The organism is Pseudomonas idahonensis (genome assembly GCF_037903935.1).
Lineage (GTDB): Bacteria > Pseudomonadota > Gammaproteobacteria > Pseudomonadales > Pseudomonadaceae > Aquipseudomonas > Aquipseudomonas danubii.
The window spans coordinates 1451883-1476107 of record NZ_CP149586.1 but is presented as its reverse complement, the minus strand read 5'-3'; the positions used below and the strand labels follow the sequence as shown (position 1 = coordinate 1476107).

Below are 24225 nucleotides of genomic sequence, written 5' to 3'. Positions count from 1 at the left end.
CTCGCGAGCCGGGGCTTTTCTTTGAGTGCCAGGATTAACGCTTGCGTTGAGTCCAGGCCACCGCCAGCCCGCTCAGGCAGATCACCGCAATCCCGATAAGGCCGTAGCGGTCCGGGGTGTGGTCGAAGATCAGGTAGCCATAAAGGCCAGCGAACAGTATCTGTCCGTAGCTGAAAGGCGCCAGCATCGCCGGGGCGGCATGACGGAAGGCCTGGGTCAGCAGCATATGGCCAAGCATGCCGCAGGTGCCGAGGCCGATCATGAACAGGCCGTGGACAAAGCTTGGCGTGCTCCAGAAAAACGGCAACAACGCGCTCATGATCAGGCTGTTGAAGATCCCGGTCAGGAAGTTGCTGGTGGTCGGGCTGTCGATGCCGCTGAGCTTGCGGGTGAGCAACTGATAAAAGCCGAAGCACAGCGCCGACCCCAGGGGCAGCAGGATCGCCGGAGTGAAGAGAACGCCACCAGGGCGCACCACGATCAGCACCCCGACGAAGCCCGCGAGCACCGCCAGCCATTGCCCGCGGCTGACCCGCTCGCCCAGGAACGGCACAGACAAGGCCGTGACCAGCAAGGGCGCAAGAAAGTTGACCGCGGTAGCTTCCGCCAGGGGGATATAGCGCAGGCCAGTGGTGAACAGCAGGCTGGTGCCGATCAGGCACAAGGCCCGGAGCAGTTGCAGGCCGGGACGCTTGGTTCGTACCACCGCGGAAAAACCGCTGCGAGGGACGAACACCACCAGCATCATCAAGGTATGAACCACGTAACGAGCCCAGACCACCATGACGATGGGGTAAAAGGCCGAGAGATATTTGGACAGCGTGTCGTGACTGGCGAAGAGCAGAACCGCCAGACAAATCAGGGCGATCCCCTTGATTGGCTGTTCTGCGCCTTTGAACGGTGAAGGGTTCACACTCATTCACACACCCGCAACAAAATCACTACAAAATACGTAGCTCGCTATCTATCAAGATGCAGCCAGCCCGTATATAAAAGCACCCCATCGCGATCCGGCGAGCGGGGTAATGAATCTCCCTCGCCGTAAATCTTGACATAACTGGACTCAATTACGCATTTTGTCTTAATGACGCAGGTTCGGGCTCAAGCGCAGCATGTCCAGCCCGATGTCGATCCAGCGCTCTGCCTCGGTGTGCAGAGCGAAGCTGTCAGGGGCCAGCAGCCATTGATAAAGGATGCCATCGATAAAGGCCCGCATGCTGATAGCCGCTCGCATAGTGTCGAGGTTTTCGGGCAATTGCCCACGATTCACTGCATTGGTCAGCGCCAACTCGATACGCAGGTTGCAGTCCAGGCTGGCGGCACGACGCTGGCGACGCAGGTCGCACATTTCATCGGTGAATTCGCACTTATGAAACAGAATTTCATTAATGCGTCGGGTTTTCGGGTCCAGGGCAACTTGATGAAACAAATGAATGAGCAACTTGCGCATCCAGCCCAACGGATCCATTTCATCTACATTTTCACTGGCGGCAGCCATCTCATCCAAGGGTTCACGCAGGCTGTCGAGCATGGCCTGTACCAGATCGGCCTTATTGCTGAAGTGCCAATAGATGGCACCCCGAGTCACCCCTGCCAGCGCCGCGATATCGGCCAGGGTGGTACGCGCCACGCCACGCTCGTAAAAGGCCTTTTCGGCGGCCTCGAGTATCTGGCTGCGAGTTTCTTGAGCTTCCTCTTTGGTACGACGGACCATGGCAGTAAAACCTCGATCAGGATCTTTCAGCGATGCGTGAAGACCTTCTGAATAAATATGGAACGGCATCTCGAGTGCCGTTTGCCCAACCTACAATTCAACACCTACAGGGGCTTTTGTAACCGGATGGGTACGCCGCCAGGGTATTTACAAACAACCATGAACGTAAGTATATTCCTTAGCAAGCTACTAATCCACTCAGCCAACTCTTTTTACCCTTCCACTTTTCTTGTGCGCATCTTGCGTGCCTGACCCGAGGATCTTCATGCAACTCAAGCCAGCTGTTACCGCTCTGGTCACTGCCGTCGCCCTGGCATCGCTGCTCAGCGGATGTAAAAAGGAAGAGGCGGCGCCAGCCCCTCAAGCCCCTCAGGTCGGCGTCGTTACCCTGCAACCACAAGCCTTTACCTTGACTTCCGAACTCCCGGGCCGGACCACTGCTTTCCGCATCGCCGAAGTTCGCCCACAGGTAAACGGGATCATTCTCAAGCGTCTGTTCAAAGAAGGCGGAGATGTTAAGGAAGGTCAGCAGCTTTATCAGATCGATCCATCGGTCTATGAGGCAACGCTGAAGAGCGCCGAGGCCAATCTGCAATCGACCAAGTCAATTGCAGATCGCTACAAGCAATTGGTCGATGAGCAGGCCGTGAGCCGCCAGGAATACGACACCGCCGTGGCCAACCGTCTGCAATCGGAAGCCTCCCTGCAAAGTGCCCAGATCAACCTGCGCTTCACCAAAGTGCTGTCGCCCTTGACCGGCCGCATTGGCCGCTCCTCGGTGACCGAAGGCGCCCTGGTCAGCAACGGCCAGGCCAATGCCATGGCGGTGATCCAGCAGTTGGACCCGATCTACGTCGACGTCACCCAGTCCTCGGTTGAGCTGCTGGAATTGCGCCGCGAGCTGGAAAGCGGTCGCCTGCAGAAAGTCGGCGACAACGCCGCCAAGGTCAAACTGACCCTGGAAGACGGCAGCCAGTACAAGCTCGACGGCAAGCTGGAGTTCTCCGAAGTCTCGGTGGATGAAACCACCGGCTCGGTGACCCTGCGCGCCGTGTTCCCCAACCCCCAGCACACCCTGTTGCCGGGCATGTTCGTCCACGCCCAGCTGCAAGCTGGGGTGAACAGTGCGGCGATCCTGGCCCCACAACAAGGCGTGACCCGCGACCTGAAAGGCACCCCGACCGCCCTGGTGGTTGGCCCGGACAACAAGGTCGAACTGCGCCAGCTCAAGGCCAGCCGCACCGTCGGTAGCCAGTGGCTGGTGGAAGATGGCCTGAAAGCTGGTGATCGGCTGATCACCGAAGGCCTGCAATTCGTCAAGCCAGGCATTGAAGTCAAGGCCAGCGAAGCGACCAATGTAGCAACCAAGAACCCGGCCCCTGCACAGGCAACTGACAAAGCTGCAGGCGGCAAAGGGGAGTAAACCATGTCGAAATTTTTTATCGACCGTCCGATTTTCGCCTGGGTAATTGCCCTGGTGATCATGTTGGTCGGGGCTCTATCGATCCTCAAATTGCCGATCAACCAGTACCCGAGCATCGCCCCTCCGGCGATTGCGATCTCCGTGACCTACCCAGGCGCTTCTGCACAGACCGTGCAGGACACCGTGGTCCAGGTGATCGAACAGCAGCTCAACGGTATCGACAACCTGCGTTACGTGTCCTCGGAAAGTAACTCCGACGGCAGCATGACCATCACCGCCACCTTCGAGCAGGGCACCAACTCGGACACCGCGCAGGTCCAGGTACAGAACAAGCTCAACCTGGCCACCCCGCTGCTGCCGCAAGAAGTGCAGCAACAGGGTATCCGCGTAACCAAGGCAGTGAAGAACTTCCTGCTGGTGATCGGCGTGGTTTCCGAGGACGGCAGCATGTCCAAGGACGACCTGTCGAACTACATCGTGTCGAACATGCAGGACCCGATCTCGCGGACCGCGGGTGTGGGTGACTTCCAGGTGTTCGGTGCCCAGTACGCCATGCGGATCTGGCTCGACCCGGCCAAGCTGAACAACTTCAACCTGACCCCGGTGGACGTGAAGACCGCGGTTGCCGCGCAGAACGTCCAGGTGTCCTCCGGCCAGCTCGGTGGCCTGCCCGCCCTGCCCGGCCAGCAGCTGAACGCCACCATCATCGGCAAGACTCGCCTGCAGACGGCCGAGCAGTTCAAGGCAATCCTGCTCAAGGTCAACAAGGACGGTTCGCAAGTACGCCTGGGTGATGTTGCCGATGTAGCGCTGGGCGGCGAAAACTACGCCATCAGCGCCCAGTTCAACGGCAAGCCGGCTTCCGGTCTGGCGGTGAAACTGGCCAACGGCGCCAACGCCCTGGACACCGCCAAGGCGCTGCGCAAGACCATCAGCGACCTGGAACCCTTCTTCCCGCAAGGCATGAAGGTGGTGTTCCCGTACGACACCACGCCAGTGGTGACCGAATCCATCAAGGGTGTGGTTGAAACCCTGGTGGAAGCGATTGTCCTGGTGTTCCTGGTGATGTTCCTGTTCCTGCAGAACTTCCGCGCCACGGTGATCACCACCATGACGGTGCCGGTGGTACTGCTGGGGACCTTCGGCATCCTCGCGGCGGCCGGCTTCAGCATCAACACCCTGACCATGTTCGGCATGGTACTGGCCATCGGCTTGCTGGTGGACGACGCCATCGTCGTGGTGGAAAACGTCGAACGGGTGATGCACGAGGAAGGTCTGTCACCCAAGGAAGCGACGAAGAAATCCATGGGCCAGATCCAGGGCGCCCTGGTGGGTATCGCCCTGGTGCTGTCCGCGGTACTGCTGCCGATGGCGTTCTTCAGCGGCTCCACGGGCGTGATCTACAAACAGTTCTCGATCACCGTGGTGTCGGCCATGGCCCTGTCGGTGCTGGTGGCCCTGATCTTCACCCCGGCCCTGTGCGCCACCATGCTCAAGCCTGTGGTTGCGGGGCAGAATCACGAGAAGCGCGGCTTCTTCGGCTGGTTCAACCGCACCTTCGATCGCAGCGTGAAAAGCTACGAGCGCGGCGTCGGCAACATGCTTCGCCACAAGGTCCCGTACCTGCTGGCCTACGTATTGATCGTCCTGGGCATGATCTGGCTGTTCACCCGCATCCCGACCGCGTTCCTGCCGGAAGAAGACCAGGGCGTTCTGTTCGCCCAGGTACAGACCCCAGCCGGCTCCAGTGCCGAACGGACCCAGGTGGTGGTGGACGAGATGCGCGCCTACCTGCTGGACAAGGAAAAGGACACCGTGGCCTCGGTGTTCACCGTGAACGGCTTCAACTTCGCCGGTCGCGGCCAGAGCTCGGGCATGGCCTTCATCATGCTCAAGCCCTGGGGCGAGCGCTCCGCAGAAAACAGCGTGTTCAACCTGGCGGCCCGCGCCCAGCAGCACTTCTTCAGCTTCCGTGACGCGATGGTGTTCGCCTTCGCCCCTCCGGCGGTACTGGAGTTGGGTAACGCCACCGGTTTCGACGTGTTCCTCCAGGATCGCGCCGGTATCGGCCACGAGAAACTCATGGCGGCACGCAACCAGTTCCTCGGCATGGCCGCCCAGAGCAAGGTGCTGTCCCAGGTACGTCCGAACGGTCTGAACGATGAACCGCAGTACCAGTTGACCATCGATGACGAGCGCGCCAGTGCCTTGGGCGTGACCCTCACCGATATCAACAACACCCTGTCGATTGCCCTGGGCAGTAGCTACGTCAACGACTTCATCGACCGCGGTCGAGTGAAGAAGGTCTACATCCAGGGTCAGGCCGGTGCTCGCATGAGCCCTGAAGACCTGAAGAAGTGGTACGTACGCAACAGCGCCGGGACCATGGTGCCGTTCTCCGCCTTCGCCAAGGGCGAGTGGATCTACGGTTCGCCGAAACTGGCCCGTTACAACGGCGTGGAAGCCATGGAAGTCCTCGGTGCTCCAGCCCCTGGCTACAGTACCGGTGAGGCCATGGCCGAAGTCGAAGCCATTGCCGCCAAGCTGCCGCCGGGTGTGGGCATTTCCTGGACCGGTCTGTCCTACGAGGAACGCCTGTCGGGTTCCCAGGCCCCAGCGCTGTACGCCTTGTCCCTGCTGATGGTGTTCCTGTGTCTGGCAGCCCTGTATGAAAGCTGGTCGATTCCGATCGCGGTCATGCTGGTGGTGCCTCTGGGGATCATCGGTGCACTCATGGCCACCAGCCTGCGGGGTCTGTCCAACGACGTGTACTTCCAGGTGGGGCTGTTGGTGACCATCGGCCTGGCGGCGAAAAACGCCATTCTGATCGTCGAGTTCGCCAAGGAACTGCACGAGCAGGGCCGCTCCCTGGTGGACGCGGCGGTGGAAGCCTGCCGCATGCGTCTGCGGCCGATCATCATGACTTCCCTGGCCTTCGTCCTCGGGGTTGTGCCACTGGCCATCTCCACCGGCGCCGGCTCGGGCAGCCAGCATGCGATCGGTACCGGGGTGATTGGCGGTATGCTCACCGCGACGATCCTGGCGATCTTCTGGGTGCCATTGTTCTTCGTCACCGTGTCGTCCATGGGCCGCAGGAAAGCGGACCAATCAGAAACTACTGCAACTGCTAATGAGGCTGGCCAATGAGCAAGTCGCTACTCTCCCTGGCAATCACCGCCATCGCGCTAAGTGGTTGCTCGCTGATACCGGATTATCAGCAACCGCAAGCGCCGGTGGCGGCGCAATTCCCCCAAGGTCCTGCCTACTCGCCCAAGGAGGCCGCCAACGTGGCGGCCGCCGAACAGGGCTGGCGGCAATTCTTCCATGACCCGGCGTTGCAGCAGCTGATCCAGACTGCACTGGAAAACAACCGCGACCTCAAAGTCGCGGCGCTGAACATCGATGCCTACGCCGCGCAGTACCAGATCCAGCGGGCTGACCTGTTCCCTGCGGTTTCGGCCAACGCCAGCGGTAGCCGCCAGCGTACTCCAGCACGCATGTCGCAGACCGGCGAAGCCGGGATCACCAGCCAGTACTCGGCCACCGTGGGCGTCAGCGCCTATGAGCTGGACCTGTTCGGCCGGGTACGCAGCCTGAGCGAACAAGCCCTGCAGACCTACTTCTCCAGCGAAGAGGCCCGGCGCAGCACCCAGATCAGCCTGGTGGCCAGCGTGGCCAATGCCTACATGACCTGGCAGGCCGACAAGGAACTGCTGAAACTGACCCAGGACACCCTCGCTGCCTACGAGGAAAGCTACCGGCTGACCTCCCGCAGCAACGAAGTGGGCGTGGCCTCGGCACTGGACCTGAGCCAGGCGCGAACCTCGGTGGAAAACGCCCGGGTTCAACTGGCCCGTTACACCCGCCAGGTGGCCCAGGATGAAAACAGCCTGACGCTGCTGCTGGGCACGGCGATTCCGAGCAATCTGCCGGCGGCCCAGCCGCTGTCGGCCAATCTGTTGAGCGAGCTGCCGGCCGGTCTGCCGTCGGAACTGCTGCAACGGCGTCCGGACATCCTCGAAGCCGAGTACAAGCTCAAAGCAGCCAACGCCAATATCGGCGCGGCGCGGGCGGCGTTCTTCCCGAGCATCAGCCTGACGGCCAACGCCGGCACCTTGAGCCCGGACCTTTCCGGGCTGTTCAAGGGCGGTTCGGGAACCTGGCTGTTCCAGCCGCAGATCAATCTGCCAATCTTCAACGCCGGCAGCCTGCGGGCCAGCCTGGACTACTCGAAGATCCAGAAAGACATCAGCGTCGCGCAGTACGAGAAGTCCATCCAGACCGCCTTCCAGGAAGTCTCCGATGGCTTGGCCGCACGCCAGACCTACAACCAGCAGTTGCAGGCCCAGCGTGACTTCGTCAACGCCAACCAGGACTACTACCGCCTGGCCGAGCGTCGCTATCGCATCGGGGTCGACAGCAACCTGACCTTCCTCGACGCCCAGCGCTCGCTGTTCAGTGCCCAGCAGGCCTTGATCACCGATCGCCTGTCGCAGCTGACCAGCGAGGTCAACCTGTACAAGGCCCTCGGCGGCGGCTGGAGCGAACAGACCGCGAAGAACGAGCCACTGGCTAAAAAGGCCCCGGCGCTGCACCTGTTCTGAAGCACAGTCTGCCTGTATGAAAAACCCACCTGACGGTGGGTTTTTTATGCCTCGCGCGCCCTCCCCTCAGCCGCCGGCACCATTGAGCAGGAACACCGGCTCGCGCAGGTAATCCAGGCCCAGTCGGGTTTCGAAGGTCTCGTCGCGCAAGGCTGCCGTGGTGCAGCTCTTGAGCCCCAGCGCCGTGGCCACCAAGGCGAAGCTCTGGCTCAGGTGGCCGCAGTCCATCAAGGCCACGCGCAAGGCCCGGCTGCCCGGGTATTTCCAGGCCAGGCGCTCAAGCCGCGCGGTGGACAGAAACACCACGGCGGCCTTGCTGATCCAGTCCTGCTCGCCACAGGCTGCGCCAATCCACGCCCTGGGGTCCTCTCGCGACAGCAGTTCAAGCCCGTGCCGACGCACCGAATAGTGGTACAACCCTGCCTCGAAGCCCTGCACATTGAGCAGGATCGGATAGACCTCGATAGCATGCAGAGAGCCGCCGGAGGCCGAGGTTTTCTTCAGGAAGAAGTCGCCCATGGGGTTGCGGCGCATCTGGGTAGCGCCCCAGGTGTAATACAGCAGCAGGGACAACTGCCGGGCGCTCAAGGGCGAACCGTCGAAGGTCCGGCAAGTCTCGCGATCGCTCAAGGTATCCACCAGGCCCTGCTGACCCAACGCCGGTGCAGATGCCAACAGAGGATTGTCCAGGGCAAGGAACGGGTGTGAAAAGTAGTCCTTGAACGCCGATGGCTGACGCTGCTGCAACGCCTTGCCAGCCAGCTGTTCTTCCATCTGCGCCACACTGATGTAGGGCGTAGCGGTTTGAGTGCGAGTCCCCAGGTAGAAATCCAGGGCGTCCTGCCAATGGGCCCAGATATCGCCGGCGTCCTCGGGCTCGGCAAGGCCCTGGGACTGCCCGGGCTGCAACAGGCCCAACTCAATCAGCTCCTGGAGTACCGCCAGGCTCTCGCCCTGCAACGCGCCGGGTAGCAAGAGTGCGCTGTCCAGGGTCCGCGGGCAGAGAAAATGCCGTACCAGCGGCAAAAACTCCGTCGATAACTCCAGGTCCAGGCCGCGCCGACGATCGCGCAGGGAAAAGACCTGATGGGCGAAACCGAGCCAGGTCCCCGGCCGCAGTTCGAACAAGCTCTGGCCATCCACCGCGCCAACCGTCGGGGCCGGCGCGCTGGCAACAGGCGCGGCCTGCCAGAACAGAGGTTCGGGCCGCAGGGCCTTGATCTCCTTGATCAGCGCCGACAACTGCGGGTCCTCGGCTCGATCGGCAATGTCCCACTCGATGGTGACCGCCTTGAGCGGCGCACACTGCAAGAGTTGGCGCAATATGTCCCAGTCCCGGCGCGGATCGCCGATATGCACCTCAATCAGACGTTGCAGCGGCAATGAGCGCAGGTAATCGCGCAAGTCGTAGCCCAGGGCCCTGGCCGTGCTGATGGCGCTGTCCAGGTCCAGAAGAAAGCCACTGTCACTGCGCTCGACCACACTGCAAATGAACCCGCCTTCGGAGAGTTCCTGGCCAATGTCCATGGAAAACAGCCGGGGGGCGTTCTCCAGCACCAGGGGGATCCGGGTGAAGGCCTGCAGCTCGATAGCATTGGCCACCACCGTATCGGCCACTTCACGGGCCAGGCTCGGCAGAATGAAATGCTGGGTATCACCACCCTGAAACCGTGACCAGGAAATATGCTCGGCCAGCCAGGGGGATGAGGTTCGGTCGCACAGACGACGGGTCATGCGCAAAAACTCCCGGTCCATCTCAATGCCGACGCTGCCCAGGGACAGGCTGGAAGAATGCAGCAGCACCGGCACCCGTCCGCCCAGCTCGTTCAGCCGCGGCTGCAGAATGCAGTGGGTGGGCTGGAACTCCAGGTAATCGAAGTACGGCAGCCCTTCATCCAGAATCCGCTCGATGGTGGGATCAAGCCCTGCTGAGCCGGCCCCGGCGCCATGTGGCAAATGGTATTCCAGCCCCACCCCGGCTTCGGGGAAACGCGAAGAATCGAAGTTTTGCATGTCCGCCTCCCTGGCTCAGGCCGTCAGGTGCAGGGGCGCGGCAACGGTGCTGGCACCCTCGCCCCGACTCAGCAACCCGGCATGACGACGCTCCAGCCGATGCACTTCCTGCATCAGGTTGCCCAGCAGTTCCCGCCCTTGCGCGGTGAAACCCGGTGCGGTTTCGAAATCTGCCAGCGCCTTGCTCAAGCCCCGCAGGATAAACAGCATGCGCTGCTCGGCCCGGCGCAATTCCTCTGCCGGACGGGCCTGGACCCGCTCCAGGTACTTGACCAGGGCGATGTAGACGTAGAAGGCGTGGAAGTAGCCATACAAGTCCCGCTGCTGCCCCGACCAGGGCAAGGAATACAGGGCCTCTTTGGAGGCGTGGGGCTCCACCACCGCAGCGACTTCGACGATGTTGTACAGCAGCTGGTGGGTCGCTTCATGCACCAGCGACTCTTCCATGTCGAGTATCGAGTTGTCCCGGCTCGACAGCAGGATCACCCCGGTATAACGGGACGCCGAGCAACTGCGAAAACTGCCGTCGGGCAAATAGCACACGGCCTTGACCAGCACTTGCCACTGTTCATGACAGGCCGGCCAGGTGTGCTTGATCCGCAGCAGGGCAAGCTGCATGACGTCCTTGAAAAAGGCTTTGGAATAACCCGCCCGCTCCAGCTGACGCCGGGTTTGCTCATCTGGCGGATAGTCATAACTGGGCGGCGTGACCTGGGTGATCAGCGGGTCGACATCGAATCGATAAACCGGCGGGTATTGCTCATCGACCTGTGCATCCTGCGAAGCTTCGATCCGTTGCAGTACTTGCGCAAACTCCAGCAGCCTGGCTTTAACTTCAGCATCATCCAGCGTCGTTCCGGTCAACAGATAGTTAACATCACGAAACGTCAGAATGTTCCAGATCTGAAACACTGGATGGGCGATAAGTTTGGCGCGAACACTGGGTGGAGACAGAATGATATCCAGCGCCTGTTTAAAAAAAAGATTCAACGCAGAATCGGCAGCAAACAACTTTGACAGCTCGGCATATAACGCGACAAACATCGTATAACGATTCTTTTCGACTTGCTCCTGTAACTTTAAAAAACGTTCCGGCTCGCTGTCCGGGAGAAAAGTAGTGCCCTGAAATAGCTCATCAATGGAAAGTTCTGGTTGCTGACTGTTAACACTGTCCATGGTTCAACCTTCCCTTAAGGTCACGGCAAGGGCTTGCTCATCGTCAGGCTGGCGACTTCATAGCCCAGCAGTTCATAAAGACGACGCGCCCCTTGGTTGTGCCCGAAGACATGCAAACGCATCTCGTCACACCCCCACTCACGCGCCGCCGACTCACCGGCCAGCAGCGTCTGCCTGGCGTAACCCCGGCGACGTTCGATCGGTTCGATATAAAGATCGAGGATGAAGGCAATCCGTCGAGAGCCCACCTGGCGCTCGGCGATCCACAACTCACCCACCGCCCGTCCCGCACACAGCGCCCGCCACAAGTGATTGTGCATACTCAGACGCCCCTGCGGCAGCAACTGACGGAACACCTCTGCCGCCTGGAGCGACGCCTGCTCAGGCAACCATTCCCCGGCCGCCACCATGCCGGTGGCGTATTCATCCAGGGCTCGCTGGGCGAAACGACTGAAGTCGGCTTCCTGCATCGACACCAGGGTGATGGACACGGACAGGCACTCCACGATGACCTTGAATCCCGGTTCCGGTGTGCCGCACTGATGAAAACTTGAGCGCGGCACACCGGACTGCACACGCCTGGCTCAGTCCATGCGCGCCTGTTGCTGTTGAGTGTCAAAGATTGCCGCGACACCAATTTTGTCGCGAATCGCCGAACCGGCGCTGGTCAGTTTTGCCGTATCGATACTTTTCACTGCACCCACTTCGGTAACACTCAAGTGCACACCGATGCCTTTGGCCGCGGCCTCTGGGTCCTTCTGCAACTGTGCGGCGAACTCCTTATCCAGAAGTGCGCGACCGACTACCGACGCCAAGCGTTCCTGATTGACTTTCGTACTCATGGTGTTTCTCCTTGTATATTCACAACACGATAAAAAACCCTCTCCCGACGAAACTTTAAACTTATCCTTGTCCGCCTTGAGGAACTTCAATATAGCAAGGCAAACCTGCTTTTCCAGCGAGCACAAACCTTTCACTTAAACCTTTTTACGATAATCGATAACACCGAATATCAAGTTTAACTGGCGATTAGTCCTATATCCTTTTATATAAGAACAACACCCAACAACAAGGATTTATTACTAAAGCAATATGTCCTTTTTATTAACTAGTTGATGCCGCCCGCTGCGTCATGAAAATAGCGCAACTTCCAGCATTGATCGCCCAGCGAGGACAACCTCAGGATTCATCAGGGATATATCCCCTGGCGCCCCACCACATCCAGCCCGATAACTGTTCGTTAATCGCCCAGAACCCGCATTCGCCAATTGATCGGCCCTGATCCGCGACGCACCATTCCCGGCACCCGAACACACCAATAACAACAGGTTCGATGCCATGCCCTCACGTCCTGCCCGCTCCGGCTGATCCTGCAAGCGCCACCTCCCAGACCTTGAAAGCTGTCCGCATGGGCTTTTTGCGGCAGTGGATCGTTGCACCCCTAACAATTAGAGAGACCGACGAATGAAGCCAATCACCCCGCCGCAACACCTTCTGCCCAGCCTTCTGGCCCTGGCGCTGACCAGCGCCGCCCTGCCGGTCATGGCCGCAGAGTCGGGCTTTCTCGAAGACGCCCAGGCCAACCTGAACCTGCGCAACTTCTACATCAACCGCAACTTCACCAACCCGAGCAAGGTCCAGGGCAAGGCTGAAGAGTGGACCCAGAGCTTGATCCTCGACGCCAAGTCAGGATTCACCCAGGGCACGGTAGGCTTCGGCATGGATGTATTGGGCCTGTACTCGCTGAAGCTCGATGGTGGCAAGGGCACCGGCGGCACCCAGCTGCTGCCCCTGGACCACGACGGGCGCCCGGCGGACAACTTCGGGCGCCTGGGAGTGGCCTTCAAGGCCCGGCTGTCGCAGACCGAGGTCAAGGTTGGCGAATGGATGCCGGTGCTGCCGATCCTGCGTTCGGATGACGGTCGCTCGCTGCCGCAGACCTTCCGCGGCGGCCAGATCACCTCGAAGGAAATCGCCGGCCTGACCCTCTACGGCGGTCAGTTCCGTGGCAACAGCCCCCGCGACGACAGCAGCATGAGCGACATGACGATGTTCGGCAAAGCGGCCTTCACCTCGGATCGCTTCAACTTCCAGGGGGCCGAATACGCCTTCAATGACAAGCGCACCCAGATCGGCCTGTGGAATGCCGAGCTCAAGGACATCTACAGCCAGCAGTTCGTCAACCTGATCCACACCCAGCCGCTGGGCGACTGGACCCTGGGGGCCAACCTGGGCTTCTTCTACGGCAAGGAAGACGGCAGCGCCCGGGCCGGCGATCTGGAAAACCGCACCTGGTCCGGCCTGTTCTCGGCCAAATACGGCGGCAACACCTTCTACGTCGGCCTGCAGAAACTCACCGGCGACAGCGGCTGGATGCGGGTCAACGGCACCAGCGGCGGGACCCTGGCCAACGACAGCTACAACGCCAGCTACGACAACGCCAAGGAAAAATCCTGGCAACTGCGCCATGACTACAACTTCGCCGCCCTGGGCGTGCCTGGTTTGACCCTGATGAACCGCTACATCAGCGGCAGCAACGTGCACACCACCACCGTCAGCGATGGCAAGGAATGGGGCCGGGAAAGCGAGCTTGGGTACACGGTGCAGAGCGGCACCTTGAAGAACCTCAACCTGAAATGGCGCAACTCCACCATGCGCCGTGATTTCAGCAACAACGAGTTCGACGAGAACCGCCTGATCGTCAGCTATCCGCTGAGCCTGCTATGACCTCGCCTGGCTGATAGATCCATTCCACCAGCAAGCCGGCTTCTGCAACAACAGAAAAACTCGATCCGTATTTTGCAGGAGGAGCCCCAAATACGATTGCAGACGATTTTTTCACGCCCGTACGCTGGAGTTATGACGGAGTGTGCAAGCTCCTCTTGGGAAGGTCAGGCTCTATGTCCCTGGCCCTCCGGCCCTCCCTCCTTCCTTGCTTGGTTTTCCGGCACAGAGTGATGGCTCTGCTTGATACAAGGTCACAGCAGTTCCCGGTAGTGCCCAAACCAGGAACAGGCCAAGACAGGGTGCCAAGTGAGACTCTGAACTTTTCCCTTCAAGGCTAAAGACTCTACTTAATAACCGACAGAATATTCTTAATAAGTTTGTGTCTATTGCTCTAAAAAAGCCTTGAGCAGCTTATTTAGCCTCACGATAAATCTCTCGCCCCCTGTCTTTCCCCAATCAATCCAGAGCATTGCGTGCCCTGCATAGTTTTTTACCTGCCCGGTAGGCTGTTGACCCTGGCCGAAGGTCAGCAACAACATTGCCCGGCGATTCAACAGCCCAATAACCCAAGGAACGGGAAAGCCATGTCCTCTCATCACATCGAACATGTCGAGGCCCATCTCGTCGGCCTGCCTCTACTGCGGCCGCACAAATTAGCCATGCACACCATAGAAACCCAATTGACAGTGATTCTGCGCATTCGCTGCAGCGACGGAGTTAGCGGAATCGGCGAAGCAGCCACCATTGGCGGCCTGTCCTATGCCGGAGAGAGTCCGGAGAGCATCAAAGTCAACATCGAGCGCTACTTCACTCCACTGCTGATCGGACAGAATCCCTACAACCTCAACGCATTGATGGAGCGCATAGACAACTCGATAAAGGGCAATACCTTCGCCCGCTCTGCAGTTGAAAGCGCATTGCTGGATGCTCAAGGCAAGCACCTCGGCCTGTCGGTGGCCGAAGTGCTCGGAGGACCGCTAGTCGACGCCCTGGAAGTCGTCTGGGTCCTGGCCAGCGGCGATACACACCAGGACATCGATGAAGCCGAAAAGATGCTGGACCTACATCGCCACCGGCACTTCAAGGTCAAGCTGGGAGCGACCTCGCTCGCCCGGGACGTCCAGCACGCGGCCACGATCAAACAAGCATTGGGCAATCGTGCCAGCGTGCGCGTCGACATCAACCAGTCCTGGAGCGAGTCGCTGTGCATCGGTGCGGGTGCCCAGTTGGCCGCAGCCGGCGTCGAGATGATCGAGCAGCCCGTCCCCCGTCACGACTGGCGGGCCTTGGCACGGCTGAGCCGCCACCTGCCCATTCCATTGATGGCCGATGAAGCAATCGAATCCGTAGCCGACAGTTTCAACCTGGCTAGCGCCGCCTGTGCGCCAATCTTTTCCCTGAAGATCGCCAAGACCGGCGGCCCCCGTGCAGTCTTGCGTACGGCAGCTATCGCTCAGGCCGCAGGAATCGATCTGTATGGCGGCACGATGCTCGAAAGTAGCATTGGCACACTGGCCTCTGCCCATGCATTTGCAACCTTGCCACCACTGGCTTGGGACACTGAACTGTTCGGCCCCTTGCTGCTGGCCGAGGACGTGGTCAGCGAGCGCCCGCAATACCACGACTTCAAGCTGTGGTTACCCAAAGGGCCGGGGCTGGGGGTGCAGATTGATGAAAACCAATTGGCGCGGCTCATCCAACGTTGAAACCTGCTCAAACCTGACTGGAAACGGCCTGAATCAATCTCGATACCTCTTGCTGGAGGGCCGTCTCCCGGCGCTGCGGATGACGCATCAGAACAGCCGTACGGGTGGCATCTGGATTTTGAATAGGAATATGCACCAACAATGGGTCTACACGCAGCTTGTGTTCGAAATGCACCAAGGCAATCTGCGGGTTCGACCGTACAAGACTCAACAAACAGTCAAGAGAACCTAACTCGACCTTTATACTTTCGTCGATAAAATGCCCAAGCAATTCATCGATCAGTTTCCTTGAGTGATAACGCGAGGTCTGCAACGCTAGGTTCATGGATGTAAGCTCAGTGGCATCAACAACTGTTCTAGATGCAAAAACATGAAGAGTCGATACCGTCAGCACCAAGGATTCGACAAATAGTGGCAACACTTGAAAATCGAGCTTAAATGATTCCGAGAATGAAATACCCAAATCGATCCCACCGGACAACAATGCTTCTGCAACCTCACCAGCCGATAGTTCCTCGGCAACTACTCGAACATTTGGATATCGCCTATTCAAAGAGGAAACCACCTTGGGCAACAAGCTATCGATATAACTACTGATACCACCTATGCGTATAAGACCGTGGGCTGGAGAGTCTATGTCGCGCAGCGCCAGCGCCCCCTCCTCGACCTCCCTCAATGCGCGAATGGCATATTCCAGAAACGCTTTTCCGGAAAAGCTCAACTCAACCCCACGGCCAACTCGATCGAAAAGCTGTACCCCCAACAATGTTTCCAACTGTTTTATTTGATGCGAAAGAGTGGACTGGGTCACACATAAAGATTCTGCCGCACGAGTCATATGCTGAAACTTGGCAATCGCAATAAAATAACGAAGATGCCTTAACTCAATCATGATCAATCACCAGCATCGATGAATATGATGGAAATATACCATTGGTTGTCTTCTACAACGCTGCCATACCATTTCCAGCCGCTGCGCAACTGTGCGCAAAGTCAGGAATATTTTCCAGGAGGAACGACGGCAGTGAACAATCATCCACGTATAGAAAAACATAAGAACTTCCTTCCCATAGAAACTCAAAGCAACCACATCTCGCATTTTAATTACCCCAATGAGTTTTACGATTTCATCCGGGACCAAGTACCAACCTGTGGCCATGCCTGGGACTGTGCCACTGGCCGAGGCCAGGTAGCAATCAACCTGGCAGTGTTCTTCGAAAGGGTGACTGCTACCGATATCAGCGCGCATGAAATTCACAATACCCCCTATATCTCCAACGTGAACTTTCAGGTTCTCGCAGCAGAAGACGCCTGCTTCGCAGCTAATCTCTTCGACACTGTGTGCGTGGTCCAGGCCATTCACTTGATCGATACGCAAGCCCTCTATCGTCAGGTCGATCATTGCCTGAAAAGCCAGGGGCTGTTGCTCATCGCTGGCTATACCTTCAACAAGCCGTTGAGTACCGCATTGGAACAGGTAGTCGAGCATTTCCGCTGTGTAGTCCTGCAGAAATACTGGCCAGCAAATCACCTGCTATTGCTTGATGGGCTGCAGCACCTGCCCTTTCCCTACGAACGCATTCACACCCCCAAACTCCTTATTCGCCAACGCTGGAACCTACAGGACTACCTCCGTCACATCCGAACCTGGTCGGCGACCCAACGCTATGTCGAACGCTGCAGGCTGGACCCGATGCCAAGACTGGCCAGGGAACTGGCGGCCGTGTGGCCGGCAGGCCGGGAATACCTGGAATTCGAATGGGAGTTGTCCCTGCTGGCAGGCAAGAAGCCCTGAACAGGACAGCCCCGAAAGTGCCTGGCAATACCTCGAACAATAGGTCCACACTCAAGGAAGAACCATGAACTCAATCGTCTCTTTTTTCACCGAACTGATGCGGCGTTTCCTGCCAGATCCGTTTGTCTTCGCCATCGTGCTGACCTTTCTGGCACTGCTGTTGGCGATACTGGTCGAGGGCGTTCCTGCTGTTGAGTCACTGCTGCAATGGGGCGATGGTTTCTGGAACCTGCTGGCCTTTACCACCCAAATGGCGGTGATCCTGGCGATGGGCTATGTGCTCGCCACATCACCTCTGGTGAACCGTACCCTGGACGCCATAGTGCTACGGGTGAGTACGCCACGGAACGCAATCATCATCGCCACGCTGGTGGGAGGCCTTGGCAGCTATCTGAACTGGGGATTCGGCCTGGTGGTAGGGGGCATCGTCGCGCGCAAACTGGCAGTGCATATCCGCGGCATTCACTATCCATTGATCATCGCCTCCGCCTATAGCGGCTTCACTCTCTACGGACTTGGCCTGTCGGCAACCATTCCAGTGCTGATCTCCACCCCAGGGCATCCGATGCAGCACAACCTGGGGCTGATCAGCCTTAGCCAGACCATATTTTCCTGGCCAATGCTGCTCACGGCACTGGCCGTGCTGATCACCTTGCCGCTGCTCAATGCCGCACTACACCCCGCACCTGGCACCCCGATAGTTGAAATCGATATTGGTCAATTCGAGTCGCAGCAAACACAAAAGCAAGGCGCGCCCTTGCTTGGAGACCACACTCTGGCGACCCGCCTCAACAACAGTCGGCTGCTGAGCCTGGGTATCGGCCTACTGGGGCTGAGCTATCTGGCCGTAAGCTTCTATCGTGGTGCGAGCCTGGACCTGAACAAGGTCAATGGACTGATTCTGTTTCTCGGCATACTGCTGTTGCGTACGCCCGCGCAATACATCATCCGCCTCAACGACGGTATCAGAACCATCAGCGGCATCATTCTCCAATACCCCTTCTACGCGGGAATCATGGCGATCATGGCGGGGTCTGGCTTGGTGGACAGCATCTCCAGGGTCTTCGTGGATATCTCCACTCAACAGAGCCTGCCCTTCTGGGGACTGATCAGCTCATTCCTGATTAACTTCTTTGCCCCTTCGGCCGGCGGACATTGGGCAATCCAAGGCCCCTTCATGATCGAAGCCGCTAAAGCCCTGGACAGTTCCCTAGCGCAAACCTCGATGGCGGTGATGCTGGGCAATGCCTGGAACGATCTGGTACAGCCCTTCTGGATATTGCCCGCCCTGGCGCTTTCCCGCCTGCAGCTCAAAGACATCATGGGTTACACCGTGATCAGCATGTTCTGGGTAGGTCTGATCTACATCACCAGCGTGCTGCTCTGGGGCTATATGGGCCAAGGCTGAGAGGACTCGACCCAATAGCCTAGGCGTCGGGCCACCGTGCCTGGACCTGGTTGTTCTCGGCCAAACACGCTGCCAACAACGCCCATAGCTAACGGCCCTTTTCGCCGGCAAGCCGGCTCCTACAACGACAGCATCAGCACCATCTGCTCTGCGTAGGAGCGAGCCTGCTCGCGAACAGCAGCAAAGCCGTTCGCCTACAGCCGCGACTCGATGCCCAGTTCATCCCAGATCGATTCAGCCAGATGGAAGGTACTGTTGGCTGCCGGGACCCCGCAGTAGATCGCGCTGTGCATGATCAACTCCTTGATTTCTTCACGCTTTACACCGTTGCTCGCCGCAGCCCGCAGATGCATTTTCAGTTCGTCATTACGATTAAGGCCGATCAGCATGGCAATGGTGATCAGGCTGCGGGTATGCCGCGGCAGGCCCGGACGGGTCCAGATATCACCCCAGGCATGGCGGGTGATCATTTCCTGGAACTCCGAGTTGAACTCGTTCAGGGCATTCAGGCTGCGGTCCACATGGGCGTCGCCCAGTACGGCGCGGCGGACCTGCATGCCTTCGTCATAACGTTGTTTCTCGTCCACAAAGGGCTCCTTGAATCCGGGGTCAGGCCAGCAGGAATTCCACGACACGGTCGCTGAACGCGTCACCGGCCTGGACGTTGGACAGATGCGCGGCATAGAACTCGGCGTACTCGGCGCCGGCCACGTGCTGCTGGATAAAGTGACTGCCAGAAGGCGGCGTCACCGCGTCTTCGCTGCCGGCAATCACCAGGGTCGGCACCTTGATCGCTGCCAGTTGCTCACGGAAATCCGCATCCCGCACCGCTGCGCAGTTGGCGGCATAACCCTGGGGCGAGGTGGCGGCGAGCATGTCGGTGATCAGTTTGGCCTGATCAGGACGCGCGGCGGCAAAGTCCTCGGTGAACCAGCGGGCAATGGAGGCATCGCGTAGCGCCACCATGGCGGCCTGGCCGTCACGCAGCACGGTCTCGATCCGTGGGTTCCAGATGGACGGGTCGCCGATCTTCGCCGCGGTGTTGCACACCACCAGCTTGTGCAGACGCTCGCCGGCATTGATCCCCAGCCACTGGCCGATCAGGCCGCCCATGGACAGACCGCAGAAATGCGCCCGGCGGATATCCAGGGCATCCAGCAGTGCCAGCACATCCTGGCCCAGTTGCTGGATGCTGTAAGGCCCCTCGGTCACCAGCGAACGGCCATGGCCGCGCGTGTCCATGCGCAACACCCGAAAGTGCCGGGTGAACGCCGCGATCTGCTTGTCCCACATGTGCAGATCGGTGCCCAGGGAGTTGGACAGCACCAGTACCGGCGCGCCCTCTGGTCCTTCGAGTTGATAGTGCAGATCGCCCTCGGCGAGTTTCACGAATCCCACAGCAGTCTCCTTCAGGCCTTCAAGGCAAAATGTTCAGCCACGGCGCGCTCGACCCAGGCCTGGGCCTGACCGAGGTAATGCGCCGGGTCCATCAGACGATCCAGCTCTGGCGCCGACAGCTCGGCGCTGACCTGGGCATCGTCCGCCAATACCTCGCGCAGATGGCGTCGTTCGGCCACCGCACGCTTGCAGCATTGTTCCAACAGGTGATGGGCCGTCTCCCGCCCCAGGCGCTGGGCCAGCTCAATGCTCACCGCTTCCGCCAGAACCAGGCCCTGAGTCAGGTCAAGGTTGCGCGCCATGCGTGCGCTGTCGACCTCCAGGCCCTCGGCGACCAGCAAGGCCTGCTGCAGGGCTCCAGACACCAGGCAGCAGATCTCCGGCAGGGTTTCCCATTCGGCGTGCCACAGGCCGAGGCTGCGCTCGTGCTCCTGGGGCATGGCGGCAAACATCGTCGCCAAGAGGCCCGGAACCCGGGTCGCGGCGCTGATCAATACCGCCGCGCCCACCGGATTGCGCTTGTGCGGCATGGTGGACGAACCGCCCTTGCCCGGCGCCGAAGGCTCGAAGACTTCCGCCGCCTCGGTCTGCATCAACAGGCTGACATCCCGCCCCAGCTTGCCCAGGCTGCCAGCCAGCAGGCCCAGCACCGAGGCGAACTCCACCAGACGGTCGCGCTGGGTGTGCCAGGGCTGTTCCGGCAGGCTCAGTTGCAGTTCTTGCGCCAGGGCCTGGGCAATCGGCAGGGCCTGTTCGCCCAGGGCCGCCAGGGTTCCGGAGGCACCGCCGAACTGCAGCACCAGCAGACGCGGCTTGAGTTGCTGCAGCCGTTCGCGGCTGCGGGTCACGGCCCCCAGCCAACCGGCGATCTTCATGCCCAGGGTCACCGGCGTGGCATGTTGCAGCCAGGTACGGCCGGCCAGGGGCGTGTCGGCATAGCGCTGGGCCTGGGCCGCGAGTATGCCGCCCAGACGGTTCAGGTCCTGCTCCAGCAAGTCCACGGCGCGGCGCAATTGCAGCACCAGCCCGCTGTCCATCACGTCCTGGCTGGTGGCGCCCAGGTGCACATAACGCTCGGCCTCGGCATCGGTCCGGGCGATCTGCTTGCCCAGGGCCTTGACCAGAGGAATCGCCGAATTGCCGGCCGTGGCGATCGCTTCACCCAGGGCCTGGAAGTCATAGAGATGGGCGTGGCAAGCCGCCTCGATGGGGGCAACCGCCGCGCTTGGAATCAACCCGGTGCGCGCCTCGGCCCGGGCCAGGGCAGCCTCGAAGTCGAGCATGGCCTGGACTCGCCCCTGGTCACAGAACACCCCACGCATTTCCCGGGCAGTAAAGTAGGCATCGAACAACTGGTTGCTCGCAGGTAAGGTCATAAACAGTCCTTGGTGCGCCTGTGCCCTGGGCGGGCACAGGCGTACGGGTCAAAGGTCATGGTGCAAGTATGCAGCCTGTTTCGGCAGACGCAGGCTGAACAGGAAAGCAATCGCCATCATCGCCGTGACATACCAGTAGAAGGTGTTTTCCATGCCCATGTTCTTGAAGTTCAGGGCCACCCATTCTGCCGAGCCACCGAAGATCGCATTGGCCACCGCATAAGCCAAGCCTACCCCCAGCGCCCGCACTTGTGGCGGGAACATCTCCGCCTTCACCAGACCGCTGATGGAGGTGTAGAAACTGACGATGGCCAGGGCCAGGGTGATCAGTACAAAGGCCAGGAACGGACTGGTGACGGTCTTGAGGGTCATCAGAATTGGCACCGTGAACAGGGTGCCCAGGGCGCCGAACCAGAGCATCGAGTTACGCCGGCCAATCCTGTCCGCGAGCATTCCGAACAGCGGCTGCATGCACATATAAAGGAACAGCGCGCCGGTCATGATGTAGCTGGCGGTCTTGGCGTGCATGCCCGCGGTGTTCACCAGGTACTTCTGCATGTAGGTGGTGAAGGTGTAGAAAATCAGCGAGCCGCCAGCGGTGTAGCCCAGCACGGTGATAAAGGCCGCCGAGTGATGCTTGAACAGCGCGGCGATGCTGCCGGCGTCCTTGTTCTCACGCATTTCCTTGCTGGTGGTTTCCTTCAGCGAACGCCGCAGCAGCAACGAGATCACCGCCGCGATGGCGCCGATCACGAAGGGAATGCGCCAACCCCAGGCCTTGAGCTCGGCCTCATCGAGGAACTGCTGGAGGATCACCACCACCGACACCGCCAGCAGTTGTCCGCCGATCAGGGTCACGTACTGGAAGGACGCGAAGAAACCGCGCTGGCCCTTGAGCGCCACTTCACTCATGTAGGTGGCGGTGGTGCCGTACTCGCCGCCCACCGACAAGCCCTGGAACAGGCGCGCCACCAGCAGCAGGAACGGCGCCCAGGCACCGATGCTGGCGTAGGTTGGCAGGAAGGCGATGACCAGGGAGCCGGCGCACATCATCAGCACCGAGATCATCATCGAGTTCTTGCGCCCATGACGATCGGCAACCCGGCCGAACAGCCAGCCGCCGATGGGACGCATCAGGAACCCCGCAGCGAATACCCCGGCCGTGTTGAGCAGTTGCACGGTGGGATCGTCAGAGGGGAAGAAAGCCGGAGCGAAGTAGATGGCACAAAAGGCATAGACGTAGAAGTCGAACCACTCCACCAGGTTGCCGGAGGACGCACCGACAATGGCAAAGATCCTTTTGCTGCGCTCCTCTGCGGTGTAGTGACTTGTCGTTGTAGTCATGGTTTTTCACTCATGGGGGACAGTGCGAATCTAGACACACTTTGCAACAACCCCGTTCCCTACGGGACGTGGGCCCTGTGGTTCTGCCCTGTAGCCGCTGCCGAGCCACGGCGAGGCTGCGAAAGGCCGGGCCGCGTTCGGTACGCAGGGCCTTGCTCGGCAATCTCTCGCCAAACTCGCCGCAACCTTGAGAACCCCGCGCCCCTTCGGGTTGTTCGCAGCCTGCGGCAGCGGCTACACAGTGCTCCGGCTCAGTAGTCGAAGAACACGGTTTCGGCGTCGGTGCCCTGGAGGATCACGTTCCACTGATAGCGGCCCTCGGCATCGGACTTGGCCAGCAAGGTGCTGCGGCGTTCCTCGGGTACACAGGCCAGCAAGGGGTCAGTGGCATTGGCCGGTTCACCCTCGAAATAGATCCGGGTCAGCAAGTGCTTGACCAGGCCCCGAGCGAACACCAGCACCACCAGGTGCGGCGCCTGGGTCGTGCCCTTCAGACCCGGCACCGCGCCCGGCTTGATGGTGGTGAAGCGGAAGCGCCCTTCGCCATCCACCGGGACCCGGCCAAAACCCTGGAAGCTCGGGTCCAGAGGTTTGTCCTGGTCGTCCTCGCAGTGGCGGTACTTGCCGGCAGCGTTGGCTTGCCAGACTTCCAGCATGGCGTCGTTGACGAAGTTGCCGTTGCCGTCCACCACCTGGCCGGTGATTGCCACTCGCTCGCCCAGGGTGCCTTCTTCGGTCAGGTCTTCGCGGTTCAGCCAGGCCAGGCCGATGTGGTAGTAGGGGCCGACGGTGTGGGAGGTAGTCGCGGTCAGGCTCATGTTATTTCTCCATCGGCGTGGCATCGCGGCCGCGCAGGACAATGTCCCAACGGTAACCGAGGGCGTAGGAAGGAATGGTTTTCTCCAGGTCGAAGCGGGCGATCAGGCGTTCCTTGGCACGGGTGTCCGGCACGCAGTTGTAGATCGGGTCATATTCCAGCAGCGGGTCCCCGGGGAAATACATCTGGGTCACCAGACGGGTGAGGATGCTCGGGCCGAACAACGAAAAATGGATATGCGCCGGACGCCAGGCATTGTGGTGGTTGCCCCAGGGGTAGGCGCCGGGCTTGATGGTCTGGAACTGATACCAGCCCTCAGCATCGGTGACGGTACGCCCGGTGCCGGTGAAGTTCGGGTCCAGGGGCGCGTCGTGCAGGTCGCGGTCGTGGTTGTAGCGACCGGCGGCGTTGGCCTGCCAGATCTCCACCAGGATGCCCGGCACCGGCAGGCCGTTCTCGTCCAGCACCCGGCCGTGGATGATGATCCGCTCGCCCTGGGGCTGGCCTTGGTGCTGGGCCGTCAGGTCGTTGTCCCGCTCCTGGATCGACTCGGCGCCGATGCTCGGGCCAGTGATTTCCGACAGCGAATGGGGCAGGAACACCAGCGGCTTGGACGGCGAGCGGGTGTTGGTCGACTGGTAGGCCGGGTGCAGGTAATCAGGCTGAGTACCCGCTTGCGGGCGCCGGTAACCGGGCTTGTCACTCATGGTGGTTCCTCGTTCTC

General features: G+C 60.1%; 20 protein-coding genes. 7 read left to right on the top strand and 13 right to left on the bottom strand.

What is annotated here, in order from left to right; translation table 11 throughout:
• Nucleotides 1-34: 34 nt before the first annotated feature.
• Nucleotides 35-919, bottom strand: a complete 885-nt coding sequence (locus WIN67_RS06700) for a DMT family transporter (protein ID WP_102878650.1) — start codon at nucleotides 917-919, stop codon at nucleotides 35-37.
• 162 nt (nucleotides 920-1081) lie between these two features.
• A complete protein-coding gene (gene emhR, locus WIN67_RS06695) occupies nucleotides 1082-1714 on the bottom strand; it encodes an efflux system transcriptional repressor EmhR (protein WP_102861509.1) in 633 nt (210 codons plus the stop codon).
• 265 nt (nucleotides 1715-1979) lie between these two features.
• Between emhR and emhA the strand changes: the two genes are divergently transcribed.
• From emhA to adeC, 3 genes are read left to right on the top strand one after another with little or no spacing between them, the layout of a single operon-like run.
• Nucleotides 1980-3137 carry an efflux RND transporter periplasmic adaptor subunit EmhA gene (emhA, locus tag WIN67_RS06690; protein ID WP_102861508.1) on the top strand — a complete coding sequence of 386 codons (1158 nt, stop codon included), beginning with the start codon at nucleotides 1980-1982 and terminating at the stop codon, nucleotides 3135-3137.
• Nucleotides 3138-3140: 3 nt separating this feature from the next.
• The gene (locus WIN67_RS06685; protein ID WP_102861507.1) at nucleotides 3141-6284 is read left to right on the top strand and encodes an efflux RND transporter permease subunit; all 3144 of its coding nucleotides are present in this window, start codon (nucleotides 3141-3143) and stop codon (nucleotides 6282-6284) included.
• Nucleotides 6281-7741, top strand: coding sequence for an AdeC/AdeK/OprM family multidrug efflux complex outer membrane factor (gene adeC, locus WIN67_RS06680; RefSeq protein ID WP_339070801.1), 1461 nt, complete (start codon nucleotides 6281-6283; stop codon nucleotides 7739-7741). Before WIN67_RS06685 ends, adeC begins: the two co-directional genes overlap by 4 nt.
• Nucleotides 7742-7807: 66 nt before the next feature.
• Here adeC and WIN67_RS06675 read toward each other — a convergent pair whose 3' ends face one another.
• The 4 genes from WIN67_RS06675 to WIN67_RS06660 all read right to left on the bottom strand — a co-directional run bounded on the left by WIN67_RS06675 (nucleotide 7808) and on the right by WIN67_RS06660 (nucleotide 11772).
• On the bottom strand, nucleotides 7808-9754 hold the full coding sequence (locus WIN67_RS06675; protein ID WP_339070800.1) for a DUF692 family multinuclear iron-containing protein: 1947 nt from the start codon (nucleotides 9752-9754) through the stop codon (nucleotides 7808-7810).
• 15 nt (nucleotides 9755-9769) lie between these two features.
• Nucleotides 9770-10930, bottom strand: a complete 1161-nt coding sequence (locus WIN67_RS06670) for an aKG-HExxH-type peptide beta-hydroxylase (RefSeq protein WP_339070799.1) — start codon at nucleotides 10928-10930, stop codon at nucleotides 9770-9772.
• 20 nt (nucleotides 10931-10950) lie between these two features.
• Nucleotides 10951-11421 carry a GNAT family N-acetyltransferase gene (locus WIN67_RS06665; RefSeq protein WP_339070798.1) on the bottom strand — a complete coding sequence of 157 codons (471 nt, stop codon included), beginning with the start codon at nucleotides 11419-11421 and terminating at the stop codon, nucleotides 10951-10953.
• Nucleotides 11422-11514: 93 nt separating this feature from the next.
• Nucleotides 11515-11772 (bottom strand): Os1348 family RiPP precursor, encoded by a 258-nt coding sequence (locus WIN67_RS06660; protein ID WP_253127396.1) that lies wholly within the window; start codon nucleotides 11770-11772, stop codon nucleotides 11515-11517.
• Nucleotides 11773-12394: 622 nt separating this feature from the next.
• On the opposite strand from WIN67_RS06660, the gene WIN67_RS06655 reads away from it, so the two are divergent.
• The gene (locus WIN67_RS06655) at nucleotides 12395-13657 is read left to right on the top strand and encodes an OprD family porin (RefSeq protein WP_339070797.1); all 1263 of its coding nucleotides are present in this window, start codon (nucleotides 12395-12397) and stop codon (nucleotides 13655-13657) included.
• Between the two features lie 584 nt (nucleotides 13658-14241).
• Nucleotides 14242-15363 (top strand): muconate cycloisomerase family protein, encoded by a 1122-nt coding sequence (locus WIN67_RS06650; protein ID WP_306398311.1) that lies wholly within the window; start codon nucleotides 14242-14244, stop codon nucleotides 15361-15363.
• A 7-nt stretch (nucleotides 15364-15370) separates the two neighbouring features.
• On the opposite strand, the gene WIN67_RS06645 is transcribed toward WIN67_RS06650, so the two are convergent.
• Nucleotides 15371-16255, bottom strand: a complete 885-nt coding sequence (locus WIN67_RS06645; protein ID WP_306398310.1) for a LysR substrate-binding domain-containing protein — start codon at nucleotides 16253-16255, stop codon at nucleotides 15371-15373.
• A gap of 18 nt (nucleotides 16256-16273) precedes the next feature.
• Between WIN67_RS06645 and WIN67_RS06640 the strand changes: the two genes are divergently transcribed.
• Together WIN67_RS06640 and WIN67_RS06635 are read left to right on the top strand one after the other, a co-directional pair.
• Nucleotides 16274-17158, top strand: coding sequence for a class I SAM-dependent methyltransferase (locus WIN67_RS06640; RefSeq protein WP_339070795.1), 885 nt, complete (start codon nucleotides 16274-16276; stop codon nucleotides 17156-17158).
• A 64-nt stretch (nucleotides 17159-17222) separates the two neighbouring features.
• Complete coding sequence (locus WIN67_RS06635) at nucleotides 17223-18566, top strand: short-chain fatty acid transporter (RefSeq protein WP_339070794.1); 1344 nt, start codon at nucleotides 17223-17225, stop codon at nucleotides 18564-18566.
• 194 nt (nucleotides 18567-18760) lie between these two features.
• Here the strand turns inward: WIN67_RS06635 and pcaC are convergent, their stop codons facing one another.
• The 6 genes from pcaC to pcaH form a co-directional block, all read right to left on the bottom strand.
• Nucleotides 18761-19153 (bottom strand): 4-carboxymuconolactone decarboxylase, encoded by a 393-nt coding sequence (gene pcaC / locus WIN67_RS06630; protein ID WP_159896427.1) that lies wholly within the window; start codon nucleotides 19151-19153, stop codon nucleotides 18761-18763.
• 22 nt (nucleotides 19154-19175) lie between these two features.
• Nucleotides 19176-19964 (bottom strand): 3-oxoadipate enol-lactonase, encoded by a 789-nt coding sequence (gene pcaD, locus WIN67_RS06625; protein ID WP_102861500.1) that lies wholly within the window; start codon nucleotides 19962-19964, stop codon nucleotides 19176-19178.
• An 11-nt stretch (nucleotides 19965-19975) separates the two neighbouring features.
• Nucleotides 19976-21340 (bottom strand): 3-carboxy-cis,cis-muconate cycloisomerase, encoded by a 1365-nt coding sequence (locus WIN67_RS06620; protein ID WP_339070792.1) that lies wholly within the window; start codon nucleotides 21338-21340, stop codon nucleotides 19976-19978.
• 48 nt (nucleotides 21341-21388) lie between these two features.
• A complete protein-coding gene (locus WIN67_RS06615; RefSeq protein ID WP_102878644.1) occupies nucleotides 21389-22684 on the bottom strand; it encodes an MFS family transporter in 1296 nt (431 codons plus the stop codon).
• A gap of 251 nt (nucleotides 22685-22935) precedes the next feature.
• Nucleotides 22936-23502, bottom strand: a complete 567-nt coding sequence (gene pcaG / locus WIN67_RS06610; protein WP_339070790.1) for a protocatechuate 3,4-dioxygenase subunit alpha — start codon at nucleotides 23500-23502, stop codon at nucleotides 22936-22938.
• Between the two features lies 1 nt (nucleotide 23503).
• Nucleotides 23504-24208 (bottom strand): protocatechuate 3,4-dioxygenase subunit beta, encoded by a 705-nt coding sequence (pcaH, locus tag WIN67_RS06605; protein WP_102861496.1) that lies wholly within the window; start codon nucleotides 24206-24208, stop codon nucleotides 23504-23506.
• Nucleotides 24209-24225 lie beyond the last annotated feature (17 nt).